Below are 21,546 nucleotides of genomic sequence, written 5' to 3' on the forward strand. Positions count from 1 at the left end.
TTTGCAAATCAGTTAGAATTTTTGCCGTAAGAAAGGTTTTTCATCCTTATTTATAACCTCCCTTACTTGAATCATTATTCTCCTCCACCATTTCAATCCAAGAATCAAAATACTGCTCCATAAAATAGGTCTGCTCTGCAATCAAATTTTTATTAACCTTCTCATCCAAGGGAGCTAAAACCCACTTGTCTTCTATATCATCACGACGTCGAATGATAGCAACCAACTTTCCAGTAAAGACTTCCAGAGGTTGTTGCCGATCATGGGAAACAATATAAACATCTTGCTCTTCGCCATCTCCCCCCATCAGTTCAGGTATGTAGCCATAGTTAATCGGATAGACATTCCCAAAAGAATCTTCAAACCCCACCGGCCGATCAATGACACCACTAAATATTCTCTCTTTGAATTTCATCTTTTCATTGCCTCCGTATGACATTTCCTAGATTCATTATACAAGAAAAATCCCGCCGTAGCGAGATTTTCTATCTATAGCCTAATTAAGCTTTACCTTCTGAACCGAATACGTCGATACGTTCTTCAACTGATGCTTGGATAGCTTTTACACCGTCAGCCAAGAATTTACGTGGGTCGAAGAGTTTCTTCTTGTCGTATTCTGCTTCGTTTGCTTCGTAGTCACGAGCAAATTTACGAGTTGCGTTAGCGAATGCGATTTGGCATTCAGTGTTAACGTTAACTTTAGCAACACCAAGTTTGATAGCTGCTTGGATTTGCTCATCAGGAATACCTGATCCACCGTGCAATACGATTGGGAAGCCTGGAAGAGCTTCTGTCAATTTTTGCAAGTGGTCAAGGTCAAGACCTTCCCAGTTTGCAGGGTAAGGACCGTGGATGTTACCAATACCAGCTGCTAAGAAGTCAATACCAGTTGCAACCATTGCTTTAGCATCTTCGATTGGAGCCAATTCACCTTTACCGATGATTCCGTCTTCTTCACCACCGATAGTACCAACTTCAGCTTCTACTGAGATACCTTTAGCGTGTGCTTTTTCAACTACGTCTTTAGCCAATTTAAGGTTTTCTTCAACTGGAAGGTGTGAACCGTCAAACATGATTGAAGTGTAACCAACTTCGATACACTCAAGTGCATCTTCGTAGTGACCGTGGTCAAGGTGGATAGCTACTGGTACAGTGATACCCATTGATTCAACAAGGTTAGCGATCAAGTTGCGAGCAACTTTGTAACCACCCATGTATTTAGCAGCACCCATTGAAGTTTGGATCAAAACTGGAGCTTTTTTAGCTTCTGCTGCGCGCAAGATTGCTTGAGTCCACTCAAGGTTGTTTGTGTTAAATCCACCAACTGCATAACCGTTGTCACGAGCTGCTTGGACAAATTTTTCTGCTGAAACGATTGCCATTTTATCAGGCCTCCTGTATATTTTTATGGGACATCCCATTTACATTGTTCATTTTATCACTTTTTAGCAAAAAAAGCTAGTTTTTCCCGTGGTTTCGATTGAATTTCTTCTATTTTCAGATATGTAAACCTTTTCCCATTTGGTCTAATCCTTGTTCTCAGGCAGGTTCATATAAAATACCAAGTGATCATCATGTCTTTCAAAGCAATAGTCAATTTCTTCGTTTTCCAATAAACTTTTGACGACGAAGAGTCCCAAGCCAGCTCCCTTACTTTGTCGACTAGAAACCGTAAAGGATTGTTCAAACTTATCTTGCTCCTCAGGTGTACAGGCGTTCTCAATAAAGACCCAACCATCTTTTGCTCCAATTTTTAGATAGCCTCCTTGAACAGAGTGTTTCACAGCATTACTGACAAGATTGGAAAGAATCAGCTTTAGTACCGAAGGATTTAGATAAGTTTGTTGGTCAGTGAGTTGATTTTCTACAGTAATTTTTCTCTCTTTGGCTAATAAATTATAATCCTTTAAGAGAAAATCTGTCATTTCAAGAAGGTTGATTTTTTCCTTTTTGTCTCGCAATTCTTGCACTGAAGAAAGAGATAGGATTTGCTGGACATGGTGAGTCAAATCATCCACAATTCTTAGAGAAACTCCAAGGTAATGGTCACGATCTTTATAGCGTCCAATATTGGCTTTCATATTCTCCAGAAGAATCTTTAGACTAGCTAGAGGTGTTTTCAGTTCGTGGGAAGCTCCTCGTAAAAACTCCACCTTCATCTTTTCCAGCTGGAGGATGGCCTCGTTCTTCTCATGCAAATCTGCAATCACCGTCAAGAGATGCTGATAAAGGCTATTGATTTGTTCTTTGAGATCGCCAATTTCATCCTTAGAATCCACGCGCAAGCGAACTTCTGCATCCAAATCCATCATTCGCCGAGTTACTCGCTTGATTTCCAATATTGGAGCTACAATGCTTCTCGCATAGATATAAGCTATTAGGAGCGAAATCAGAAAGGAAGCCAACAGAGTATAAGGTAGAAATTGCAGGCTGATATCTTCTGCTTCTTTCTGCAAATCCATAGAAGCAATAAACTGTATGGTCAAGGTCTGACCATCCTTAGATTGGACTTCTCTTTCCTCGATGACCAAGGAAGCCGTCTGTCGTTGTTTATCAATAGGAAGATTATCATTGACTTCCAACTTATCCTGAGTCATCTCTCCCTTAACAGCTCCCTTAATATCACTGCTTTTAGAATAAAGTTCAAGGACTTCCTGAATAGCTTGACTATCTTTGCCTTGGAGAGACTGGGCGATTTCTGTAGCCTTTTGCCCTATGCTCTCCTGACGGTGACTGAGATAGGTCGGAGGAAAGAGAAAATAGATGGCCAAATGCAAACAAATGACCAAGGTAGAAAATACCGAGAAGGTATAGATAAAAATTTTTTTAAATAAACCTGAACGTCTCATTTTCTCTCCAATTTATAACCAACATTGCGCACGGTAAGAATACAGTCTAAATCCAATTTTTTCCGTAGTTCCTTGATATAGACATCAATCACTCTGTCAAAAGGAACCTCATCTGTCATCTTCCATACAGCATCGATAATCTGCGACCGTGTTAAGGCTCGACCTTCATTTTTAACCAGATAGTCTAAAATTTCCAGTTCTTTTGCATTCACTGCAACTTCTTGACCAGCCACTTTGGCGCTATAGCTGTCAAAGTCTACCTCGGTGTCCCTATAGGTAAAAATACGACCAGTATCATAATAACGTTTAAAGATGGCGTCCACTCGTACTTTTAACAAAGATAGGGAAAAAGGCTTTTCCAAATAACCATCCGCCAATGCAGCAAAGGCACTCATCTTATATTCTTCGTCCTGAAAGGCTGTCAACATGAGGACTGGAACTTGACTAGACTTACGGATTTCTGACAAAACCTCTAAACCATTGAGTTTCGGCATTTGAATATCTAAGAGAACCAAGGCAACTTGGTGATTGGAAAATTGTTCTAAGGCCTCAAGACCATCTGCTGCCTGAATGGTTTCATAGCCACAATCCGTCAAATAGTCACTAAGCCCCTCACGGATCATGTCCTCATCTTCTACAATTAGAATTTTCATATAAATCCTTTTCTATCAAAAATGCTACCTATATTATATCTCATTTGAGTGAGAATAGGTAGCAGGTTTTTTATTCACTATCCAACAAGAGTTCTTTTGGTTGTTTAAAGAGGAGATTGCTTGAAGCAAGTGCCATAACTAGTACCACTAGAACTAAGCCAAGTACAAAGATGATGGCAAAGTCAGAAGGTTGAATGGAAATATCCAGACTTGAAAGTGTCTTGCTAAAGCCGTCGACTTCTGCACCACCACCAAGATTAGAGGCTTGGGCTGCCTTACTAGCCTGCTTAGACACATCTGATGTGACATTTGCAAGAACTGTATTTCCAATGGCACGAGCAGTATAGTTTGCTAAGAAGTAAGCTGAAATTAGTGCTGGAATTGCAATCATAACTGCTTCTGTGATAAATTGTCCTAGAATACTTGCTTGTTTTAGACCAATTGAAAGGAGAATTCCAACCTCTTTACGACGGGCGTTAATCCAAAGTGTTAGTAAGAGAGCCAGTAGAAGAACAGAGAAACTCAAGCTACCCCAGAATAGAAGATTAGCCATCTTGTACATACCTGAGATAGATTGCTCAAGGGCAGGATAGTTAGATGAACTCTTAATCAAGCTATACATCTTCCAGTTGATACCGTTGATCGACCCTAGTTCTTGCATAACAGTATCTAGGTTCTTATCTCCAGCTACAAAGAAGGTAGCATCTCCATAAATAGCTGTATCTTCTGTATAACCATAGAGTTGGGCTGCTGTGTGAATATCTGTGATAGCTGTATTCTCATAAAGTTCTTGTGAGTAGGTTACAGCAGATTTGTTGTGTCCATCAAAAAGTCCTTTGATCGTTACTTCTACTGTTTCCTTGGCTCCTTTTTCATTATCTGCATCGTAGATATTGGAGTTCAGTTTGACCTTGTCGCCAACTTTCCAGCCATGTTTAGCAGCCAAGTCTTTGTGCATGAGAATCTGGTATTTGTCATCGTTTGTTAAATGCTCACCTTCTACCAGTTTGTAAGAGCCTGACACAAACTTGTCTTCTTTAGAAGAGTCATTGACACCTGTTATCATCAAGCTACTTCCAAAACGTTGTGCTCGATCTGCAGTTAGATTTTTCTTGGTTTCAGGCGTTTCAATCAATTCATAGCCTGTCAAATCACCGATAGCATTGATTCGTTTAATGTAGGATTCAATGGCCTTATTCTCGGTAATTTTTTTGATATCTTCACCCTTGATATTCCCAGCACCACGTGGAGTCCCTTGATTGACCCTGCGATTGATTTGCATAGAGAAACTATTGGTGATATTTTTAAAGGTTTCTTGAGAAGCCTTGGCTGTCGCACCCTTGATAGACAAGCCGACCAAACTCAAACTAGCCATCAAGAGAATGATAAGAAAGATCACAAGCGACTTGAAAAATTTTCTTGTGACATAGGCAAATGCGTTGTGTAACATAAGATTCCTTTCTAGATTTACTTCAGTTTTTAATATGTTTAAAAATTTTAGTTACTATTTTTTCTTGTTTCAGTCAGTTTCTTATCCTTCAATTCAAGTGTAATATCTGACGCCTGTGCTACTTCCTTACTGTGGGTCACAACGATCACACACTTGCCTGTTTTCTCAGCAAGAGATTTGAGCAAATCGATGATATCCCCAGCAGTCTTAGGATCCAAGTTTCCTGTTGGTTCATCTGCTAAAATCACTGGTGCTTCCGATACAAGACTACGAGCAATGGCAACCCGTTGTTGCTGCCCTCCTGATAATTGGAGAACATTCCTCTTGATTTGACTTTCATCTAAACCAAGTTCAAGAAGGGTATCCTTGCTGGCTTTTTTATTAACCAAGCGGATATTTTCCAATGGAGAAAGATAATCAATCAAGTTATAGTTTTGGAAAACCAAAGAAATATGGTGCATTCGGTGATAAGAATATCCTTGTTCACGAATATCCTTGCCTTCGAATAAGATAGCACCTTCGACTGGGCTATCAAGTCCTGCTAAGAGAGATAAAAGTGTTGACTTCCCAGCTCCTGATTCTCCGATAATACTATAAAACTTACCAGGTTCAAAATCGTAATTGATTTTATATAATACTGCTTCTGCAGTGTTCTTGTAACGATAAGTAAGATCTTGTAATTGTAGTAAAGTCATGATTTCTCCTTTATTAACTGATGGATGATAAAATTTCTTTCGGTGATTTTCTAAATAAAAATAGGAAACAAAGTGCAACTGACAAGCAGCTGATGATAAGTAGGAAGATATAAGATTCTCCAAATGATAAAAGACTTGTTGAAAGATTCGTTGCTTTTGCTAGCGTATCTTGTAGAGCAGCTTGATCGCCACTTGCAAGTACAGTCTTTAAGAGATAGGAAGTAATGGCATTCCCAGCCACAAATGCAGGCAGAATAGCTGCCAATGAAACTATGATGACTTCCAGACAGAATTGGCTAAAGATTGCTATTTTTCCTTTTCCTAGTGCTAATAAAATACCAACCTCGTAGACTCGCTCTCGTAACCAAAGTGACAAGACCAAGATCAGCGCTCCTACACCAGCAATCATAATACCATAGAGGAAAATTTGTAAGAAGGTTTGGAAGGTCGAAACTGAATCCTTGATTTGTTCAAAAGCCTTATTTTCCTTTTCAACTTGATAACCTTGGTTTTCCAGGGATAACTTTTCAACCTCTTGAATGATCCTATCCATATCTTTTGGATTTTCTAGATAGAAACGAGCGGCAGTAACTTGAGCTTCCTTATTTCCAAGAAGACTTTGGCTACTTTCGTAGTCCGTATAGACCGTGTTTTCACTAAAATCTGACGAAAGACCAGTGAATTTCTCTTGCTTCTTACCTGAGAAAATACCTACGATTTCATAGTCTAGCCTTTGTCCACTATTTCCTTCTACTTGACCAGGATTTAAGCTAATCTTATCCCCAAGTTTTAGGTTATTCTTCTTAGCCAATTCTTCATGGACTAAGATTTTCTGACTATCTCCTTTTTCTAGGTGTCTTCCTTCTTTAAGGGTAAAGGCGGAACTTGTAAAAGAAACATCCTTGGAAGAGTCTTCTAATGCAATCAAACTGATAAGATTTTTTTCAGCCTCTGTCAAATCATCCCTTTGGATACTTTGTTCTCCAGTAACGACTTCTTTGTCAGTTAACTTAGCTATTGTCTCAAGTTCTGGGGAAATCTCCTCAAGACCTTTTATCTTTTTAAGCTCGTCTAGTTGAGACAGTTGAAAGGTCTGATCTGCTTCTATTCTTTTAATAGAAAAAGACGTATTTAATGAGCGATAGAGATTATTTTCTACTGTTTTGTTGGACTTCATAAGCGTCAGACAAGCCGATATTCCTGCCAATAAGACAAATAGAATCAGGAATAATATGAGACTTCTCAGTCGTTTTCTGCTGACGTAAGCCCAAGCTCTTTGAGTGGGATTCATATAGCACCTCCATATTTGTAAGACTATTATAATATCCAAATATGAAATGTTTATGAAATAAGAAAAATTTTTGAAATAAAATAAGCCAGTATTTCTACTGACTTTATATTTATAAATCCCCCAGATTAAAACAGAGAAAATGCAGCAACTAAACCAGACAGGATGTTAGCTAGTGCATGTATGAGCCAACTTGGTAAAATGGATCCTCCTGCTTTCTTTTCATTAACAAAACCAAGATAAGCTGCTATTGCTCCAGTAAAAAATATAATGAAAAAAGTGACTTCTAAACTTACTACTGAAGTAAATAATACTCCATGAAGCAATGCAAAAGCGATAGCCTGTATCGTATTTGCAAAGACAAACGGCATGTGATTTGCCATTCGTTTCAGTAGAAATCCTCTAAATAGCAGTTCCTCTGGCAAAGATGTTTGCAAAATACTGTAAATTAGAATACTTGGTAAAGCCTTATAGCCCATACCAGAAAAAGCCGAAGTAGCCGTTTCTATACTACGTGTTAGAGGAAAGACAAACATATAAAAAATGGTAAATAAGAGAAATCCACCAATTATCCATGAGATCAGATCAGAATCTTTAACCCTTTTAATAGATTTTAAACCAATCCATTCTATAAATGGGACTTTCCCCCTCACAGTCAGAAACCACCAGATAGAAGGTAGTAAAATAATAAAGAGAATTTGAATAAAGGCACTTATGATTCGTTGAAGTTCATTAACCATCGTAATCCTCCTTTACATTTTTGAAATACCTATTTTAAATTAGGGAATACAAGTCTTTAACTATGAAAGCTTTCCCGATAATAACCGTTATAAACTAGGATAGATTAAACTTTTCTACACTACTCTCTATATTTTTTAATACTGATTTCTTTTCCTTCTTTTCTATCTATATTGTAACACTTTTTAAAAGAAAACAAAAAACATACAAAAAACTATCTTGTATGTTTTTCACTATACCTATTTCAAAAAATAAAAAGCTAGCCGAAGCTAACTCTTTTCCTATGCGGAGAGAGGGACTTGAACCCTCACGACCTAAAGCGGTCACAGGATCCTTAGTCCTGCGCGTCTGCCAATTCCGCCATCCCCGCTTCGATTACTTTACTAGTATATCAACTTTCACAAACTTTGTCAACACTTTTTTCAGATTTTTTTCAGTTTTTTTGAATACATTATTCTTTGATTTCAACTAGATTTTCATCAAGGAGTTTCGCTCCTAATGTATTCTTAAAATGTCCAAGAGCAAACTGATGGTTTTCAGGCCAAATGGATGCGACTGCTGGCTTGACAACTTCTATCTGATAGCCAAGATTATAGGCATCGATAGCCGTATGCAATACACAGATATCTGTAAGAACACCTGTTAAGATAACTGTATCCACGCGACGCTCTCTCAGACGGATATCCAAATCTGTGCCAGAAAAAGCTGAATAGTGACGTTTGTCCATCCAGAAAACACGACTATCCTGGGCCTGTTCCTGATAAAATTCAGCTAACTTACCATATAGATTACGCCCGCTAGTCCCAATCAGATTATGAGGGGGAAATAGTTTACTTTCTGGATGAAAGACATCATTTTCCTCATGAGCATCAATGGTAAAGAAAATATAATCTCCACGGTCAAATGCTAATCTAGTTACCTGATTGATTGCTTCTGATATTGCTTGAGCAGGAGCTCCTGCTGTCAATTTTCCATGATCAGCTACAAAATCTTCTGTATAGTCAATCGAAATTAAAGCCTTAGCCATTAATAGTCCCTCTTTTTCACTTCTTCAAAAATATCTGGGATTAAAACTTTTAGATAAGTTCCCTTCATACCCAATGAACGACTTTCAATAATCCCTGCTGATTCGAGCTTCCGAAGAGCATTGACAATCACTGAACGAGTAATACCGATGCGATCTGCGATAACTGAAGCTGTCAATTGTCCTTCTTTGCCATTTAGTTCTGCTAAAATCGCAGAGACTGCACGCAATTCAGAATAAGAAAGTGTATTGACCGCCATAGTCACTGCTGTGCGACGGCGGATATTTTTCTCATCCTCTTCACGTTGGAAGTTCAAAAGCTGAATACCAACCACAGTGCTAGCAATCTCAACAAGAATCAAATCCTCATCTTCAAATTTCTTGTCATTTCGCCAAATAATCAAAGAACCCAATCGAATCCCAGAAACGTGGATTGGAGCAATAGTTGTTAAACCATCTGGGAAGTCTGAGCGACTTTCAGTTGGGAAAATAGTCAAATCATGTTCCACAGGGAGGTTGGCCTCCGTATCGTAGATCATATTTGCCCCTTGGATATAGTCCTCAGGGAAAATCTTTGTTTGGAAGAACTGCTCTACACGATCGGTGTTTGTTTTATAGCGCATAAAGTAGCCCAACAAACGCCCCTTGCTATTGACGATACAAGCATTGCAGTCGATGATATCGGCTAATTGACGTGTAATGGCATTATAGGGAAGTTCATCCTGTAGTTGCTCCTCCGAACGCTTTAAGATAGATGTGATTTTTCTCGTTTTTTCTAATAAATGTGCCATTTTTTACCTCGCATATAATCGCTTCCATTATATCACAAAACTGTCTTTATTTCAATAATTATCTGAAAATTGCTTATTGCATTGCAATTCTCTTACATTTGCAATTTTTTATATTTTTTTCAATTTTCTTGTTGACAGCTCCTCCATTTTTTGATAATATAATATTACAAGATAACAAATATATAGATATCACTTCTAGTATTGATTTTTACGTAACTCTCGGTCTCCTTATATATAAAAGCGATCCACCACAGTGAACCGCTTTTTTATTATTTATCGCCCTTGTTACGAATAACGAAGCCTGTTTTCTTTTCGCTAGATGTTGTGCGAGGTTTTTTGTTGTCCTTACGGTAACGTTTTTCCTTATCAAAGCGGTCGTTTTTGCGACTGCCTTTTTTGAAATCATCCCGACGTTCACCACGACGATTGTCACGACGGCGGTCACGATCACGACGGTCATCTCCACGACGACCTCCTCGACCATCCTTGCCTTTACCACCGAAGCCATTACCTGATGGCTTAAACGGCAGTGGTTTTTCACGTGCAATCTCAACTTCTGGAAGACTATCTGGATCCTGAACTGTTAAGCTAAGAATGTACATAGCCAATTCTTCAGGACTGAATTCAGCTGCTAATTTACGGGCATCTTTGCTAAATTTCTCGAAGTTTCCACGAATAGCTTCATCAGCAAAATCACGTTCAATTTTCTTAAGAGCTACTTGCTTCTTAGCTAGGAATGCTTCTTCTGCACTTGCAGGTTTGAGACCTTTCATACGTTTCTTAGTCAAGTTTTCGATGATTTGGAGATAGCCCATCTCATTAGGTGAAACGAAGGTAATAGACTGACCCGACTTACCTGCACGACCTGTACGGCCGATACGGTGAACATAACTCTCAGGGTCTTGTGGGATATCGTAGTTGTAGACATGAGTCACACCTGAGATATCTAAACCACGAGCAGCAACGTCTGTTGCAACGAGGACATCAAGATTGCCATTTTTAAAATCACGAAGGACACGAAGACGTTTGTTTTGGTCCAAATCTCCATGAATCCCTTCTGCACGGAAACCACGGATTTTAAGCCCACGAGTCAACTCATCCACACGACGTTTAGTACGACCGAAGACGATAGACAACTCAGGTTGATCAACATCCATGAGACGAGTCATGGTATCAAATTTTTCTTGTTCCTTAACGCGGATATAGTACTGGTCAACTAGTTCTGTTGTTAATTCTTTTGCAGCAATCTTCACATGCTCAGGTTCTTTCATGAACTGAACACCAATACGTTTGATAGCATCTGGCATAGTCGCTGAAAAGAGCAAAGTTTGACGATTTTCTGGAACACGAGAGATGATGGCTTCAATGTCTTCAAGGAATCCCATGTTCAGCATTTCATCTGCTTCATCTAAAATCAAGGTTTCAATATCTTGTAATTTCAAAGCCTTTCGTTTAATCAGGTCAAGAAGTCGTCCTGGTGTTCCTACTACGATATGAGCCCCTGATTTAAGAGCCTTGATTTGTTTTTCAATACTTGAACCACCATAGACTGAACGAACTTTGACTCCCTTGCTTCGACCAAAACGGAAGAGTTCCTCTTGACTTTGGACAGCTAGTTCACGAGTTGGGGCAATCACCAAAGCTTGGATAGTTGCTTCTTCTGTACGAATTTTTTCAAGGGTTGGTAAGCCAAAGGCTGCTGTTTTCCCTGTACCAGTCTGTGCTTGACCGATAACATCTTTTCCTTCAAGAGCCAAAGGAATAGTTTGCTCTTGGATAGGACTTGCTTCTACAAATCCTGCTTTTTCAATTTCTACTAACAAATCAGCAGAAATATTAAATTCATTAAATTTCACGTTTTTCTTCTTTCTAAAGGTGGTGCGAAGCCACCCTATAGCGCTTAGTTTATACTTTTCTTTTCATGACGTATTTTCATATCTTCTATGAAAGATCGTGTTGCTTCTTTTCCACAAAAGAAAAGTACTGCTTTCTTTGCAACTTATCTAGTATAACACAAGAAATGGTTAAAAGATAGTCAGACCCTCTGATTAAATCATGTAAACGATTTTTCTATTTTTTGAACTTGATTCTCAAAAGCTTTCGTAAGACTAATTTAGTCCAATATTTTTTTCCGTAGCAGATTTGTGAAATTATTTTTTTCTTGTGCTAGAATGAAATCAAACAGGAGGATTTAAAAATGTTAACATACGATTTAATTGTTATTGGATTTGGTAAGGCAGGTAAAACTCTTGCTGGGAAACTAGCTTCAGCTGGTAAAAAAGTTGCCCTTATCGAGCGCAACAAGGCTATGTACGGTGGAACTTGTATCAACATTGGTTGTATTCCAACTAAAACCTTGTTAGTTGCTGCAGAAAAGGACTTGTCATTTGACGAGGTTATGGCAACAAAAAATACGATTACCAGTCGTCTCAATGGTAAAAACTATGCTACGATCGCTGGTACTGGAGTTGATATCATTGATGCCGAAGCCCACTTTGTTTCAAACAAGGTCATCGAAATTCAAGCAGGTGACGAAAAACAAGAACTAACAGCTGAAACAATTGTTATCAACACTGGTGCTGTTTCAAACGTTTTATCAATTCCAGGTCTTGCGACCAGCAAGAATGTCTTTGACTCAACAGGTATCCAAAACTTGGAACAATTACCAGAAAAACTCGGAATTCTTGGTGGTGGAAACATTGGTCTTGAGTTTGCTGGTCTTTACAACAAACTCGGAAGCAAGGTAACAGTCTTAGATGCAATGGACACTTTCTTGCCTCGCGCAGAACCTTCTATTGCTGCTCTTGCTAAACAATACATGGAAGAAGACGGCATTGAACTGCTTCAAAACATCCATACTACTGAAATCAAAAACGATGGTGACCAAGTTCTTGTTGTGACTGAAAATGAAACCTACCGTTTTGACGCCCTTCTCTACGCAACTGGACGTAAACCAAATGTAGAGCCACTTCATCTTGAAAATACGGATATTGAACTAACTGAACGTGGTGCTATCAAGGTGGACAAACATTGTCAAACAAACGTTCCTGGTGTCTTTGCAGTCGGAGATGTCAACGGTGGCCCTCAATTTACTTACATTTCACTTGATGACTTCCGTGTTGTTTACAGCTACCTTGCTGGAGATGGCAGCTACACACTTGAAGACCGTCTCAATGTGCCAAACACCATGTTCATCACACCTGCACTTTCACAAGTTGGTTTGACTGAAAGCCAAGCAGCTGATTTGAAACTTCCATACGCTGTTAAGGAAATCCCTGTTGCAACAATGCCTCGCGGTCACGTAAACGGAGACCTTCGAGGAGCTTTCAAAGCTGTTGTTAATACTGAAACAAAAGAAATTCTTGGAGCAAGCATCTTCTCAGAAGGTTCTCAAGAAATCATCAACATCATCACTGTTGCTATGGACAACAAGATTCCTTACACTTACTTCACAAAACAAATCTTCACTCACCCAACCTTGGCTGAGAATTTGAATGACTTGTTTGCGATTTAAGTTAATTCAGGCAGCCCTCCTTGGGCTGTTTTTCTTTTTCTAAAATCTCAAATCTGTCTTTTTCAGCTTTTATGATATAATAGAAACATGAAACTAGAAACTACTTTTGGGCTCCTTGCTGGACGTTCTTCTCACTTTATTTTGAATCGTCTCGGACGTGGAAGTACGCTCCCTGGGAAACTTGCCCTTCAATTTGATAAAGATATTTTACAGCATTTAGCGAAGAACTACGAGATTGTTGTGGTAACTGGTACCAATGGAAAAACCTTGACAACCGCTCTCACTGTCGGTATCCTAAAGGAAATTTATGGTCAAGTTTTGACCAATCCAAGTGGTGCCAATATGATCACAGGGATTACGACTACTTTCTTAACAGCCAAATCCTCTAAAACAGGTAAAAACATTGCAGTTTTAGAAATCGACGAGGCCAGTCTTTCCCGTATCTGTGACTACATCAAGCCAAGTCTCTTCGTCATCACCAATATCTTCCGCGACCAGATGGATCGTTTCGGTGAAATTTATACAACCTATAACATGATTTTGGATGCTATTCGAAAAGTTCCTACTGCTACTGTTCTGCTGAATGGTGACAGTCCTCTTTTCTACAAACCTACAATTCCAAATCCTGTTCAGTATTTTGGTTTTGATTTGGAAAAAGGTCCAGCAAAGCTTGCTCACTACAATACTGAAGGTATCCTCTGCCCTGAATGTCAAAGTATTTTGAAATATGAGCTAAATACATATGCTAACTTGGGAGCTTATATCTGTGAGAATTGTGGATGTAAGCGTCCTAACTTGGACTACTGTCTGACAGAATTGGTTGAGTTAACTAACAATCGTTCTCGCTTTGTCATTGACGGACAAGAATATGGTATCCAAATCGGTGGACTCTACAATATCTACAACGCCCTTGCTGCAGTTGCTATCGCCCGTTACCTAGGCGCTGATTCTCAACTGATTAAACAAGGATTTGACAAGAGTCGTGCTGTCTTTGGACGACAAGAAACCTTCCATATCGGTGACAAAGAATGTACCCTTGTCTTGATTAAAAATCCAGTCGGTGCGACCCAAGCTATCGAAATGATCAAACTAGCACCTTATCCATTTAGCCTATCTGTCCTCCTTAATGCCAACTATGCAGACGGTATTGATACCAGCTGGATCTGGGATGCTGATTTTGAACAAATTACTGAGATGGACATTCCTGAAATCAACGCTGGTGGTGTTCGCCATTCTGAAATTGCACGTCGTCTCCGAGTGACAGGCTATCCAGCTGATAAAATCACTGAAACAAGTAGTCTGGAACAAGTTCTTAAGACCATTGAGAACCAAGACTGCAAGCATGCCTATATCCTGGCTACCTATACTGCTATGCTGGAATTCCGCGAATTGCTGGCTAGTCGTCAGATTGTTAGAAAGGAGATGAACTAATGGTTTATACTTCACTTTCCTCAAAAGCTGGCAATTACCCCTATCAGCTCAACATTGCCCACCTCTATGGAAACCTCATGAATACCTACGGGGACAATGGAAACATCCTCATGCTCAAGTATGTGGCTGAAAAGCTGGGAGCCCATGTGACCGTTGACATCGTTTCTCTCCATGATGACTTTGACGAAAATCACTACGACATCGCCTTTTTCGGTGGCGGTCAAGACTTTGAACAAAGTATTATTGCAGACGACCTACCTGCTAAAAAAGAGAGCATTGACAACTACATCCAAAACGACGGTGTGGTTCTGGCTATCTGTGGTGGTTTCCAACTATTGGGGCAATATTATGTTGAAGCTTCAGGGAGACGTATCGAAGGACTAGGGGTCATGGGCCACTACACCCTCAACCAGACCAATAACCGCTTTATCGGTGACATTAAAATTCATAATGAAGAATTCGATGAAACCTACTATGGTTTTGAAAATCACCAAGGCCGTACCTTCCTCTCAGATGACCAAAAACCGCTAGGTCAGGTTGTTTATGGAAATGGAAACAATGAAGAAAAGGTCGGTGAAGGTGTTCACTATAAAAATGTCTTTGGTTCCTACTTCCACGGACCTATCCTCTCCCGAAATGCCAATCTCGCTTATCGCTTAGTAACCCTTGCCCTCAAAAAGAAATACGGTCAGGATCTTGTCCTTCCAGCTTACGAAGATGTTCTCAGCCAAGAAGTTGCTGAAGAATATGGCGATGTTAAGAGCAAAGCAGATTTTAACTAATATTTAGATTCCAACTTGCTTCGGCTGTTGGAATTTTTTTACCTTCATTTCCCCTTCTCTCTTGCATTTTCTGCTGTTTTTTGCCAAAATAGAGGGGTAGAAAGAAGGTAGCATATGTCTAAATTACAACAAATCCTCACATATCTTGAATCAGAAAAGCTAGACGTCGCTGTCGTATCTGACCCCGTCACAATTAATTACCTCACTGGCTTTTACAGTGATCCCCACGAACGCCAGATGTTCCTCTTTGTCCTTGGAAACCAAGAACCGCTTCTCTTCGTTCCAGCACTTGAGGTTGAACGTGCAACTAGCACTGTCTCTTTCCCAGTAGTTGGCTACGTGGACTCTGAAAACCCTTGGAAGAAAATTCAAAATGCTCTTCCACAGCTTGATTTCAAACGTGTAGCAGTTGAGTTTGACAATCTCATCTTGACTAAATACCACGGTTTGAAAACTGTCTTTGAAACTGCTGAGTTTGATAACTTGACTCCATTAATCCAACGCATGCGCTTAATCAAATCTGCAGACGAAGTGCAAAAGATGATGGTAGCAGGTGTCTATGCTGATAAGTCTGTCAAGGTTGGTTTTGACAATATCTCTCTTGACAATACGGAAACTGATATCATTGCGCAAATCGATTTTGCTATGAAACGTGAAGGCTATGAAATGAGCTTCGACACCATGGTTTTGACTGGTGATAATGCTGCAAATCCACATGGTATTCCTGGAGCCAACAAGGTCGAAAACAATGCACTTCTCCTCTTTGACCTCGGTGTGATGGTGAATGGTTATGCATCAGATATGACTCGTACAGTCGCTGTTGGTAAACCAGACCAATTCAAGAAAGATATTTACAACTTGACTCTTGAAGCCCAACAAGCTGCCCTTGACTTTATCAAACCTGGTGTGACAGCTCATGAAGTAGACCGCGCAGCTCGTGAAGTGATTGAAAAAGCTGGCTACGGTGAGTACTTCAACCACCGTCTCGGTCACGGTATCGGTATGGATGTACACGAGTTTCCATCCATCATGGAAGGAAACGACATGGTTATCGAAGAAGGCATGTGCTTCTCAGTTGAACCTGGTATCTACATTCCTGGTAAAGTTGGTGTCCGCATCGAAGATTGTGGTGTTGTAACTAAAGATGGTTTCGACCTCTTTACAAGCACCAGCAAAGATTTGCTTTATTTTGATTAAAAAGTAAATTATAAAAAATAAGATGGAAAAGTTATTCTTTTCCATCTTATTTTTTGATTTGATAATAAATTTTATCAGCTATATAACCTTTTCGTTCAACTGCATTTGGAATCCTCTTCCCAAAAGTCATACCCGCCTTTTCCATAACACGACCAGATACTGGATTTAAACTTGCATAGCAAGCATTAACCTCTTCAAATCCAATCTCATCTAGACAGTAGGATAAAACTGCCTTCAAGGCTTCTGTCATGAGTCCTCGTCCCCAGTAGTCCATCCCTAAGATATATCCAATCTCACAGCTAGAGTTTTCTTCATCCACACTGACCAGACTAATATCTCCAATGACAGAATTTAGATTTTCTTTGAGACAAATGGCCCATTTGTAATAGTAAGGATTGTCATAGGAGGCTACCCAATTGCCAATAGCATTTCTAGTCTGTTCGACATTCAGGTGTGGATTCCAAGTCACATAAGTCAGATTTTCTGAGCGTGAAGCCCAATTATCAAACATGGCTTCAGCATCAGTTTCACAAAAGCGTCGCAATATCAACCGTTCGGTATGTAATGTCTTTGTACCTATGGATTTCATAATTCAACCTCGCTTTCTATTTGAAGGTTTAAGCTAAGAAGGCCCACTGGACCTTCTTAGCTTTCCTATTTCTAGGATCAAGGTAAAAACACTTTACTCATAAACATTGAGAAAACAACAGTTTCCTCCAATTTCATGACGCAGTAGCTGTCTGGCTTGAAATACGTTTTCCCAAACTTTTTCAAACCTAGTCAGCCTTGCGGGGGTGAGTCAACGAAATCGAACTCTTCAAGTTACAGACCTGCCTCGCTTTCTCGTTTCTAAGCTCAAGGTAAAAACTATACTCACAAACATTGAGATAATAACAGTTCCCTCTAATTCATGACGCAGTATCTGTCTGGCTTGAAATACGCTTTATCAAGCCTAGTCAGCCTTGCGGTGGTGAGACTACGAAATCGAACTCTTCGAGTTACCGACCTGCCTCGCTTTCTATTTGAATGTCCAAGCTAAAAAGGTCCTCCGGACCTTCTTCGCTTTTGTATTTTCAGACTCGGGGTAAAAACACTTTACTCATAAACATTGAGAAAACAACAGTTTCCTCTAATTTCATGACGCAGTAGCTGTCTGGCTTGAAATACGCTTTATCAAGCTTCTTCAAGCCTAGTCAGCCTTGCGGGGGTGAGACTACGAAATCGAACTCTTCGAGTTACCGACCTGCCTCGTTCTCCTGTTTCAAAACTCGGGGTAAAAACCTCCACTGGAGGTTTTTACTCCCAAAACTTATCAAACACTGTGATTGGTAGGTGGCGTTTGTGTTGGCCTTTGATCCACCATTTTTCAATGGTTGCTTGGGCTTCTTGGCTGACTTGCTTACCTTCGAGGTAATCATCAATTTCATTGTAAGTAACTCCTAAAGCTACTTCGTCTGCAATACCTGGTTTTTCTTCTTCCAAATCTGCTATTGGGATTTTTTCATAGAGGGCTGGATCAGCCCCAAGTTCCTTCAAAAGTTGTTTTCCTTGGCGTTTATTGAGGCGATAAAGTGGGAGAATATCTGCACCACCGTCACCAAATTTGGTAAAGAAACCTGTGATATTTTCCGCAGCATGGTCAGTCCCGATAACTGCTCCACTATGAGCACCTGCAAGAGCATATTGAGCAATCATACGACTTCGAGCCTTGATATTCCCTTTATTAAAGTCTGTCATTGAACTTCCAGTAGCCACTACTGCCACTGCCATAGCATCAACAGATTCTTTAATGTTCACTACTAAACTGACATCTGGCTGGATAAAAGCTAGGGCTTTTTGGGCATCATCCTCATCTGCTTGAATTCCATAAGGCAGGCGAACTGCTATAAATTTATAAGAATCATCACCGGTTTCAGCTCGCATTTCTTCCATAGCTAGTTGGGCAAGGCGACCAGCTAAAGTCGAGTCTTGACCACCAGAAATTCCTAATACAAAACTTTTAAGGAAGGGATGCTTTTTCAGATATCGCTTTAAAAAATAAACAGAACGACGAATTTCCTCCTGTGGATCAATCACAGGTTTTACTCCTAATTGTTGAATAATACTTTCTTGTAAGGTCATTCTTCTTCTCCTTCACCTAGAGCTTCCTTACGCATCTTATCAATCAAGTCCATCTTGTCTTGCCATACATCACGAGCCAAGTCTACAGGGTAATGTTGTGGGTTCAGGACACGTTTATATTCATCCCAAAGTTTATCAAATTCCTTACGAGCATAGGCTTGGATTTCAGGCAGACTTGGTAAATCATAGACCAGCTTACCGTCCTTGAAGATGTTCACCAAGAGAGGAACGGCATCAAAATTGCGGACAGTTTTCTTGATGTAAGTATAGGTCGGATGGAACATCTTAATCTCCGTCATACTAGTAACATCTACACCATCGTAAGTAATGTAGTCACCTTCAGACTTACCTTTTTCACGACTGGTGATGCGCCAAACTTGTTTCTTACCTGGTGTTGAAACCTTCTCTGCATTGTTTGAAAGTTTAATGGTATTGCGCATATGACCATTCTCATCTTCGATGGCAACAACCTTATATACTGCCCCAAGTGCTGGTTGGTCATAGGCTGTAATGAGCTTAGTACCCACACCCCAGACGTCAATCTTAGCTTTTTGCATCTTGAGGTTAAGGATAGTATTTTCATCAAGGTCATTGGACGCATAGATCTTAGCATCAGTAAATCCTGCCTCGTCCAGTTGTTGACGAACTTTTTTAGAAATATAGGCGATATCTCCAGAGTCAATACGAACACCAAGGAAATTAATCTTGTCACCAAGTTCACGTGCAACCTGAATTGCTGCTGGAACACCGATGCGAAGAGTATCGTATGTATCCACTAGGAAGACACAGTTTTTGTGAGTTGAGGCATAAGCCTTGAAAGCCTGATAATCATTACCATAAACTTGAACTAAAGCATGAGCATGAGTCCCTAAAACTGGAATCCCAAAGAGCTTCCCAGCTCGAACGTTACTGGTACCATTTGCACCACCAATGACAGCAGCACGAGTTCCCCAGATAGCTGCATCCATCTCTTGCGCACGACGTGTACCAAACTCCATCAAAGGTTCATCTTCAATGACCGAGCGAATACGAGCAGCCTTGGTCGCAATCAAGGTTTGAAAGTTGACGATATTTAAAAGTGCTGTTTCAACCAACTGACACTGAGCCAAAGGTCCCTCCACTTGAACGATCGGTTCATTAGCAAATACTAAGTCCCCTTCTTGAGCAGAACGTACAGTCAATTCCAACTTGAGATTACGGAGATATTCCAAGAAGGCGCCATGATAACCAAGTGATTCCAAATAAGCTATATCGCTATCTGAGAAACGCAAGTTTTCAAGGTATTTCACAATTCGTTCCAAACCTGCAAAAACAGCATAACCATTTTTAAACGGTTGTTGGCGGAAATAAACTTCAAAAACTGCTTTCTTGTTATGAATCCCTTGGTCAAAGTAAACCTGCATCATGTTAATTTGATACAAATCCGTGTGCAATGTTAAACTGTCATCTGGGTACATATACTGTCCTTCTTCCCTATTTGTAAAAAGATGAAAATGTTTCTTCTTTTCTCATAAATTAGTACTATTATAACACATTTTACCGAGATGGATAAAAAGTTAACAAGCTATTCCATACTCTCCAGTTCATCCATATCTTGCTCAAACTTTTTCTGAGCCCATTCACCATAACTTTTTAAGCCTAAGTTTCCAATAAAGACCCAAGGAAGATAAAGGAGATATGTAATGACCCAAGCATACATGTATTTAAGATGTAAAGGGTTGTGCTGATAAATTTCGATATTGAACTGGTAGTTTTGTAGCATCAAGGTAGCTGTAATCACTAGAGTTAATAACAGACATCCTAAAATTGTAAAATGAAAACGACTATAGTAGTTCACACCCAAATCTCGAGCACGGCCGAAAAAGTAAAAAGTTCCAATAATGATAATGATGAGAATCATTCTCGGATTAAAAAGACTTGGTGCTAATACTGCAATGATATAAGATAGGAGCGACAAAGCGATACAGATATAGAAACTTTCAGCCCCCGCTTTATTGATTAGTTGTTCTTCTCTTTCATCCAGTAATTGATAATAAAATAATCTATTTTTCATCTTCTTCCTCCCAAAATAATTGATCTAGACTTTTCCCTAAGCATCTACAAATGGATTGGCAAAGTGAAAGCGAAGGATTGTACTTTCCTGCTTCTATCAAGCCGATAGTCTGCCTAGTGACACCCACAGCTTCTGCCAAATCACCTTGTGTCATATCAAGCTCCACTCGAGCTAACTTTAATTTTAAATTCTTAGCCACTTGTTACCTCCTCCTTAATTTTAAAAGTCGCGCTTCTTTTTCAACTTTATTATATCATATATTTTACATTATGCAATATATACATTACATTTTGTGCGATTTTTTTAACAAAAACCTCTCTACCACTTACATGATAGAGAGTTCTATGTTTATTCAAATTTTTTCAAAATATCTACAACGTCACTTCTCTGTTTGACTTGGTAGGCTTTGATGCCTAAACTTTCTGCCATCTTGGTATTATCTTTTACATCATCCAGAAAAATACAATTTACTGGATCCAACTGATATTTATGGAGGATTTCTTCAAACATTTTTGGATCTGGTTTGATGGCCTTGATATCACAAGAAAGGACGAAACCATCTAAGATTTCATTTAAAGGAGAGAGTTGTTCCTCTAATAATTCATAAAAAACTGGTGATGTATTTGACAAAACAAAAATACGATGGCCTTTTTCCTTTAAACGTACAAGAAGAGGAAAGACTTCCGTGTAAATTTCAATGTAAGAAGGCCAATTCCAGACTACTTCTTGAACCTTTTCTTGATATATGCTTCCAATCATGGAAATAACTTTCAAGACCAACTCTTCTCTGGTCAGGGTTCCGAGATCTAATCTTTCCCAAAGACCTGATTGAAAGATCGCCTTGTCCAATATCATATAATCCTTCTCTGTTTTTACCACACCTCGTAAAATCTTATCCTTATTCCATTCTAATAAAACATTTCCCATGTCTAGTATAATATCCATTATCAACCTCTATTG

General features: G+C 39.4%; 21 protein-coding genes and 1 tRNA gene. 4 read left to right on the plus strand and 18 right to left on the minus strand.

Going from position 1 to position 21,546, the window contains the following annotated elements:
* Positions 1-46 precede the first annotated feature (46 nt).
* The 12 genes from ACORHT_RS07055 to ACORHT_RS07110 form a co-directional block, all read right to left on the minus strand.
* A complete protein-coding gene (locus ACORHT_RS07055; RefSeq protein WP_434349855.1) occupies positions 47-439 on the minus strand; it encodes an inorganic diphosphatase in 393 nt (130 codons plus the stop codon).
* A 61-nt stretch (positions 440-500) separates the two neighbouring features.
* Positions 501-1,382, minus strand: coding sequence for a class II fructose-bisphosphate aldolase (locus ACORHT_RS07060; RefSeq protein ID WP_033688381.1), 882 nt, complete (start codon positions 1,380-1,382; stop codon positions 501-503).
* A gap of 144 nt (positions 1,383-1,526) precedes the next feature.
* Complete coding sequence (gene vncS / locus ACORHT_RS07065; RefSeq protein WP_434349856.1) at positions 1,527-2,849, minus strand: sensor histidine kinase VncS; 1,323 nt, start codon at positions 2,847-2,849, stop codon at positions 1,527-1,529.
* Positions 2,846-3,502 (minus strand): response regulator transcription factor VncR, encoded by a 657-nt coding sequence (gene vncR, locus ACORHT_RS07070; RefSeq protein WP_434349857.1) that lies wholly within the window; start codon positions 3,500-3,502, stop codon positions 2,846-2,848. Before vncR ends, vncS begins: the two co-directional genes overlap by 4 nt.
* A gap of 70 nt (positions 3,503-3,572) precedes the next feature.
* The gene (gene vex3 / locus ACORHT_RS07075; RefSeq protein WP_434349858.1) at positions 3,573-4,952 is read right to left on the minus strand and encodes an ABC transporter permease subunit Vex3; all 1,380 of its coding nucleotides are present in this window, start codon (positions 4,950-4,952) and stop codon (positions 3,573-3,575) included.
* Between the two features lie 47 nt (positions 4,953-4,999).
* A complete protein-coding gene (vex2, locus tag ACORHT_RS07080) occupies positions 5,000-5,647 on the minus strand; it encodes an ABC transporter ATP-binding subunit Vex2 (RefSeq protein ID WP_004252438.1) in 648 nt (215 codons plus the stop codon).
* Between the two features lie 13 nt (positions 5,648-5,660).
* The gene (locus ACORHT_RS07085; protein WP_434349859.1) at positions 5,661-6,938 is read right to left on the minus strand and encodes an ABC transporter permease; all 1,278 of its coding nucleotides are present in this window, start codon (positions 6,936-6,938) and stop codon (positions 5,661-5,663) included.
* Between the two features lie 125 nt (positions 6,939-7,063).
* Entirely contained in the window at positions 7,064-7,675 is a 612-nt protein-coding gene (locus ACORHT_RS07090; RefSeq protein ID WP_434349860.1) for a CPBP family intramembrane glutamic endopeptidase, read from the minus strand.
* A 282-nt stretch (positions 7,676-7,957) separates the two neighbouring features.
* A tRNA-Leu gene (locus ACORHT_RS07095) sits at positions 7,958-8,043 on the minus strand.
* Between the two features lie 81 nt (positions 8,044-8,124).
* Positions 8,125-8,700, minus strand: a complete 576-nt coding sequence (locus ACORHT_RS07100; RefSeq protein ID WP_070459159.1) for a cysteine hydrolase family protein — start codon at positions 8,698-8,700, stop codon at positions 8,125-8,127.
* Complete coding sequence (codY, locus tag ACORHT_RS07105) at positions 8,700-9,488, minus strand: GTP-sensing pleiotropic transcriptional regulator CodY (RefSeq protein ID WP_075229208.1); 789 nt, start codon at positions 9,486-9,488, stop codon at positions 8,700-8,702. The genes ACORHT_RS07100 and codY overlap by 1 nt, the downstream gene beginning before the upstream one ends.
* A 269-nt stretch (positions 9,489-9,757) precedes the next feature.
* The gene (locus ACORHT_RS07110; RefSeq protein WP_434349861.1) at positions 9,758-11,344 is read right to left on the minus strand and encodes a DEAD/DEAH box helicase; all 1,587 of its coding nucleotides are present in this window, start codon (positions 11,342-11,344) and stop codon (positions 9,758-9,760) included.
* Between the two features lie 341 nt (positions 11,345-11,685).
* Here ACORHT_RS07110 and ACORHT_RS07115 point away from each other — a divergent pair, with 341 nt between their 5' ends.
* The 4 genes from ACORHT_RS07115 to ACORHT_RS07130 all read left to right on the plus strand — a co-directional run bounded on the left by ACORHT_RS07115 (position 11,686) and on the right by ACORHT_RS07130 (position 16,412).
* On the plus strand, positions 11,686-13,002 hold the full coding sequence (locus ACORHT_RS07115; protein WP_414321343.1) for an FAD-containing oxidoreductase: 1,317 nt from the start codon (positions 11,686-11,688) through the stop codon (positions 13,000-13,002).
* A gap of 87 nt (positions 13,003-13,089) precedes the next feature.
* Complete coding sequence (murT, locus tag ACORHT_RS07120) at positions 13,090-14,433, plus strand: lipid II isoglutaminyl synthase subunit MurT (protein WP_434349862.1); 1,344 nt, start codon at positions 13,090-13,092, stop codon at positions 14,431-14,433.
* Positions 14,433-15,215: a lipid II isoglutaminyl synthase subunit GatD gene (gene gatD / locus ACORHT_RS07125; protein ID WP_434349863.1), complete on the plus strand. Its 783-nt coding sequence runs from the start codon at positions 14,433-14,435 to the stop codon at positions 15,213-15,215. The genes murT and gatD overlap by 1 nt, the downstream gene beginning before the upstream one ends.
* A gap of 114 nt (positions 15,216-15,329) precedes the next feature.
* A complete protein-coding gene (locus tag ACORHT_RS07130; protein ID WP_061862860.1) occupies positions 15,330-16,412 on the plus strand; it encodes a M24 family metallopeptidase in 1,083 nt (360 codons plus the stop codon).
* A gap of 46 nt (positions 16,413-16,458) precedes the next feature.
* Here ACORHT_RS07130 and ACORHT_RS07135 read toward each other — a convergent pair whose 3' ends face one another.
* The 6 genes from ACORHT_RS07135 to ACORHT_RS07160 form a co-directional block, all read right to left on the minus strand.
* Entirely contained in the window at positions 16,459-17,001 is a 543-nt protein-coding gene (locus ACORHT_RS07135; protein WP_434349864.1) for a GNAT family N-acetyltransferase, read from the minus strand.
* A 707-nt stretch (positions 17,002-17,708) separates the two neighbouring features.
* Positions 17,709-18,533, minus strand: coding sequence for an ammonia-dependent NAD(+) synthetase (nadE, locus tag ACORHT_RS07140; protein ID WP_434349865.1), 825 nt, complete (start codon positions 18,531-18,533; stop codon positions 17,709-17,711).
* Positions 18,530-19,990, minus strand: coding sequence for a nicotinate phosphoribosyltransferase (locus tag ACORHT_RS07145; RefSeq protein WP_434349866.1), 1,461 nt, complete (start codon positions 19,988-19,990; stop codon positions 18,530-18,532). The genes nadE and ACORHT_RS07145 overlap by 4 nt, the downstream gene beginning before the upstream one ends.
* Before the next feature lie 107 nt (positions 19,991-20,097).
* The gene (locus ACORHT_RS07150) at positions 20,098-20,586 is read right to left on the minus strand and encodes a DUF6773 family protein (protein WP_434349867.1); all 489 of its coding nucleotides are present in this window, start codon (positions 20,584-20,586) and stop codon (positions 20,098-20,100) included.
* Positions 20,576-20,785, minus strand: a complete 210-nt coding sequence (locus ACORHT_RS07155; RefSeq protein WP_075229218.1) for a helix-turn-helix transcriptional regulator — start codon at positions 20,783-20,785, stop codon at positions 20,576-20,578. The genes ACORHT_RS07150 and ACORHT_RS07155 overlap by 11 nt, the downstream gene beginning before the upstream one ends.
* Positions 20,786-20,934: 149 nt before the next feature.
* Positions 20,935-21,531 carry an HAD family hydrolase gene (locus ACORHT_RS07160; RefSeq protein ID WP_075229219.1) on the minus strand — a complete coding sequence of 199 codons (597 nt, stop codon included), beginning with the start codon at positions 21,529-21,531 and terminating at the stop codon, positions 20,935-20,937.
* Between the last annotated feature and the right edge of the window lie 15 nt (positions 21,532-21,546).

Source organism: Streptococcus sp. KHUD_014 (assembly GCF_051106275.1).
Lineage (GTDB): Bacteria > Bacillota > Bacilli > Lactobacillales > Streptococcaceae > Streptococcus.

What these genes read in the sequence shown, in the direction of transcription:
- ACORHT_RS07055 (WP_434349855.1), bottom strand. Translation starts at nt 439, where the DNA reads ATGTCATACGGAGGCAATGAAAAGATGAAATTCAAAGAGAGAATATTT.
- ACORHT_RS07060 (WP_033688381.1), bottom strand. Translation starts at nt 1,382, where the DNA reads ATGGCAATCGTTTCAGCAGAAAAATTTGTCCAAGCAGCTCGTGACAAC.
- vncS (WP_434349856.1), bottom strand. Translation starts at nt 2,849, where the DNA reads ATGAGACGTTCAGGTTTATTTAAAAAAATTTTTATCTATACCTTCTCG.
- vncR (WP_434349857.1), bottom strand. Translation starts at nt 3,502, where the DNA reads ATGAAAATTCTAATTGTAGAAGATGAGGACATGATCCGTGAGGGGCTT.
- vex3 (WP_434349858.1), bottom strand. Translation starts at nt 4,952, where the DNA reads ATGTTACACAACGCATTTGCCTATGTCACAAGAAAATTTTTCAAGTCG.
- vex2 (WP_004252438.1), bottom strand. Translation starts at nt 5,647, where the DNA reads ATGACTTTACTACAATTACAAGATCTTACTTATCGTTACAAGAACACT.
- ACORHT_RS07085 (WP_434349859.1), bottom strand. Translation starts at nt 6,938, where the DNA reads ATGAATCCCACTCAAAGAGCTTGGGCTTACGTCAGCAGAAAACGACTG.
- ACORHT_RS07090 (WP_434349860.1), bottom strand. Translation starts at nt 7,675, where the DNA reads ATGGTTAATGAACTTCAACGAATCATAAGTGCCTTTATTCAAATTCTC.
- ACORHT_RS07100 (WP_070459159.1), bottom strand. Translation starts at nt 8,700, where the DNA reads ATGGCTAAGGCTTTAATTTCGATTGACTATACAGAAGATTTTGTAGCT.
- codY (WP_075229208.1), bottom strand. Translation starts at nt 9,488, where the DNA reads ATGGCACATTTATTAGAAAAAACGAGAAAAATCACATCTATCTTAAAG.
- ACORHT_RS07115 (WP_414321343.1), top strand. Translation starts at nt 11,686, where the DNA reads ATGTTAACATACGATTTAATTGTTATTGGATTTGGTAAGGCAGGTAAA.
- murT (WP_434349862.1), top strand. Translation starts at nt 13,090, where the DNA reads ATGAAACTAGAAACTACTTTTGGGCTCCTTGCTGGACGTTCTTCTCAC.
- gatD (WP_434349863.1), top strand. Translation starts at nt 14,433, where the DNA reads ATGGTTTATACTTCACTTTCCTCAAAAGCTGGCAATTACCCCTATCAG.
- ACORHT_RS07130 (WP_061862860.1), top strand. Translation starts at nt 15,330, where the DNA reads ATGTCTAAATTACAACAAATCCTCACATATCTTGAATCAGAAAAGCTA.
- ACORHT_RS07135 (WP_434349864.1), bottom strand. Translation starts at nt 17,001, where the DNA reads ATGAAATCCATAGGTACAAAGACATTACATACCGAACGGTTGATATTG.
- nadE (WP_434349865.1), bottom strand. Translation starts at nt 18,533, where the DNA reads ATGACCTTACAAGAAAGTATTATTCAACAATTAGGAGTAAAACCTGTG.
- ACORHT_RS07145 (WP_434349866.1), bottom strand. Translation starts at nt 19,990, where the DNA reads ATGTACCCAGATGACAGTTTAACATTGCACACGGATTTGTATCAAATT.
- ACORHT_RS07150 (WP_434349867.1), bottom strand. Translation starts at nt 20,586, where the DNA reads ATGAAAAATAGATTATTTTATTATCAATTACTGGATGAAAGAGAAGAA.
- ACORHT_RS07160 (WP_075229219.1), bottom strand. Translation starts at nt 21,531, where the DNA reads ATGGATATTATACTAGACATGGGAAATGTTTTATTAGAATGGAATAAG.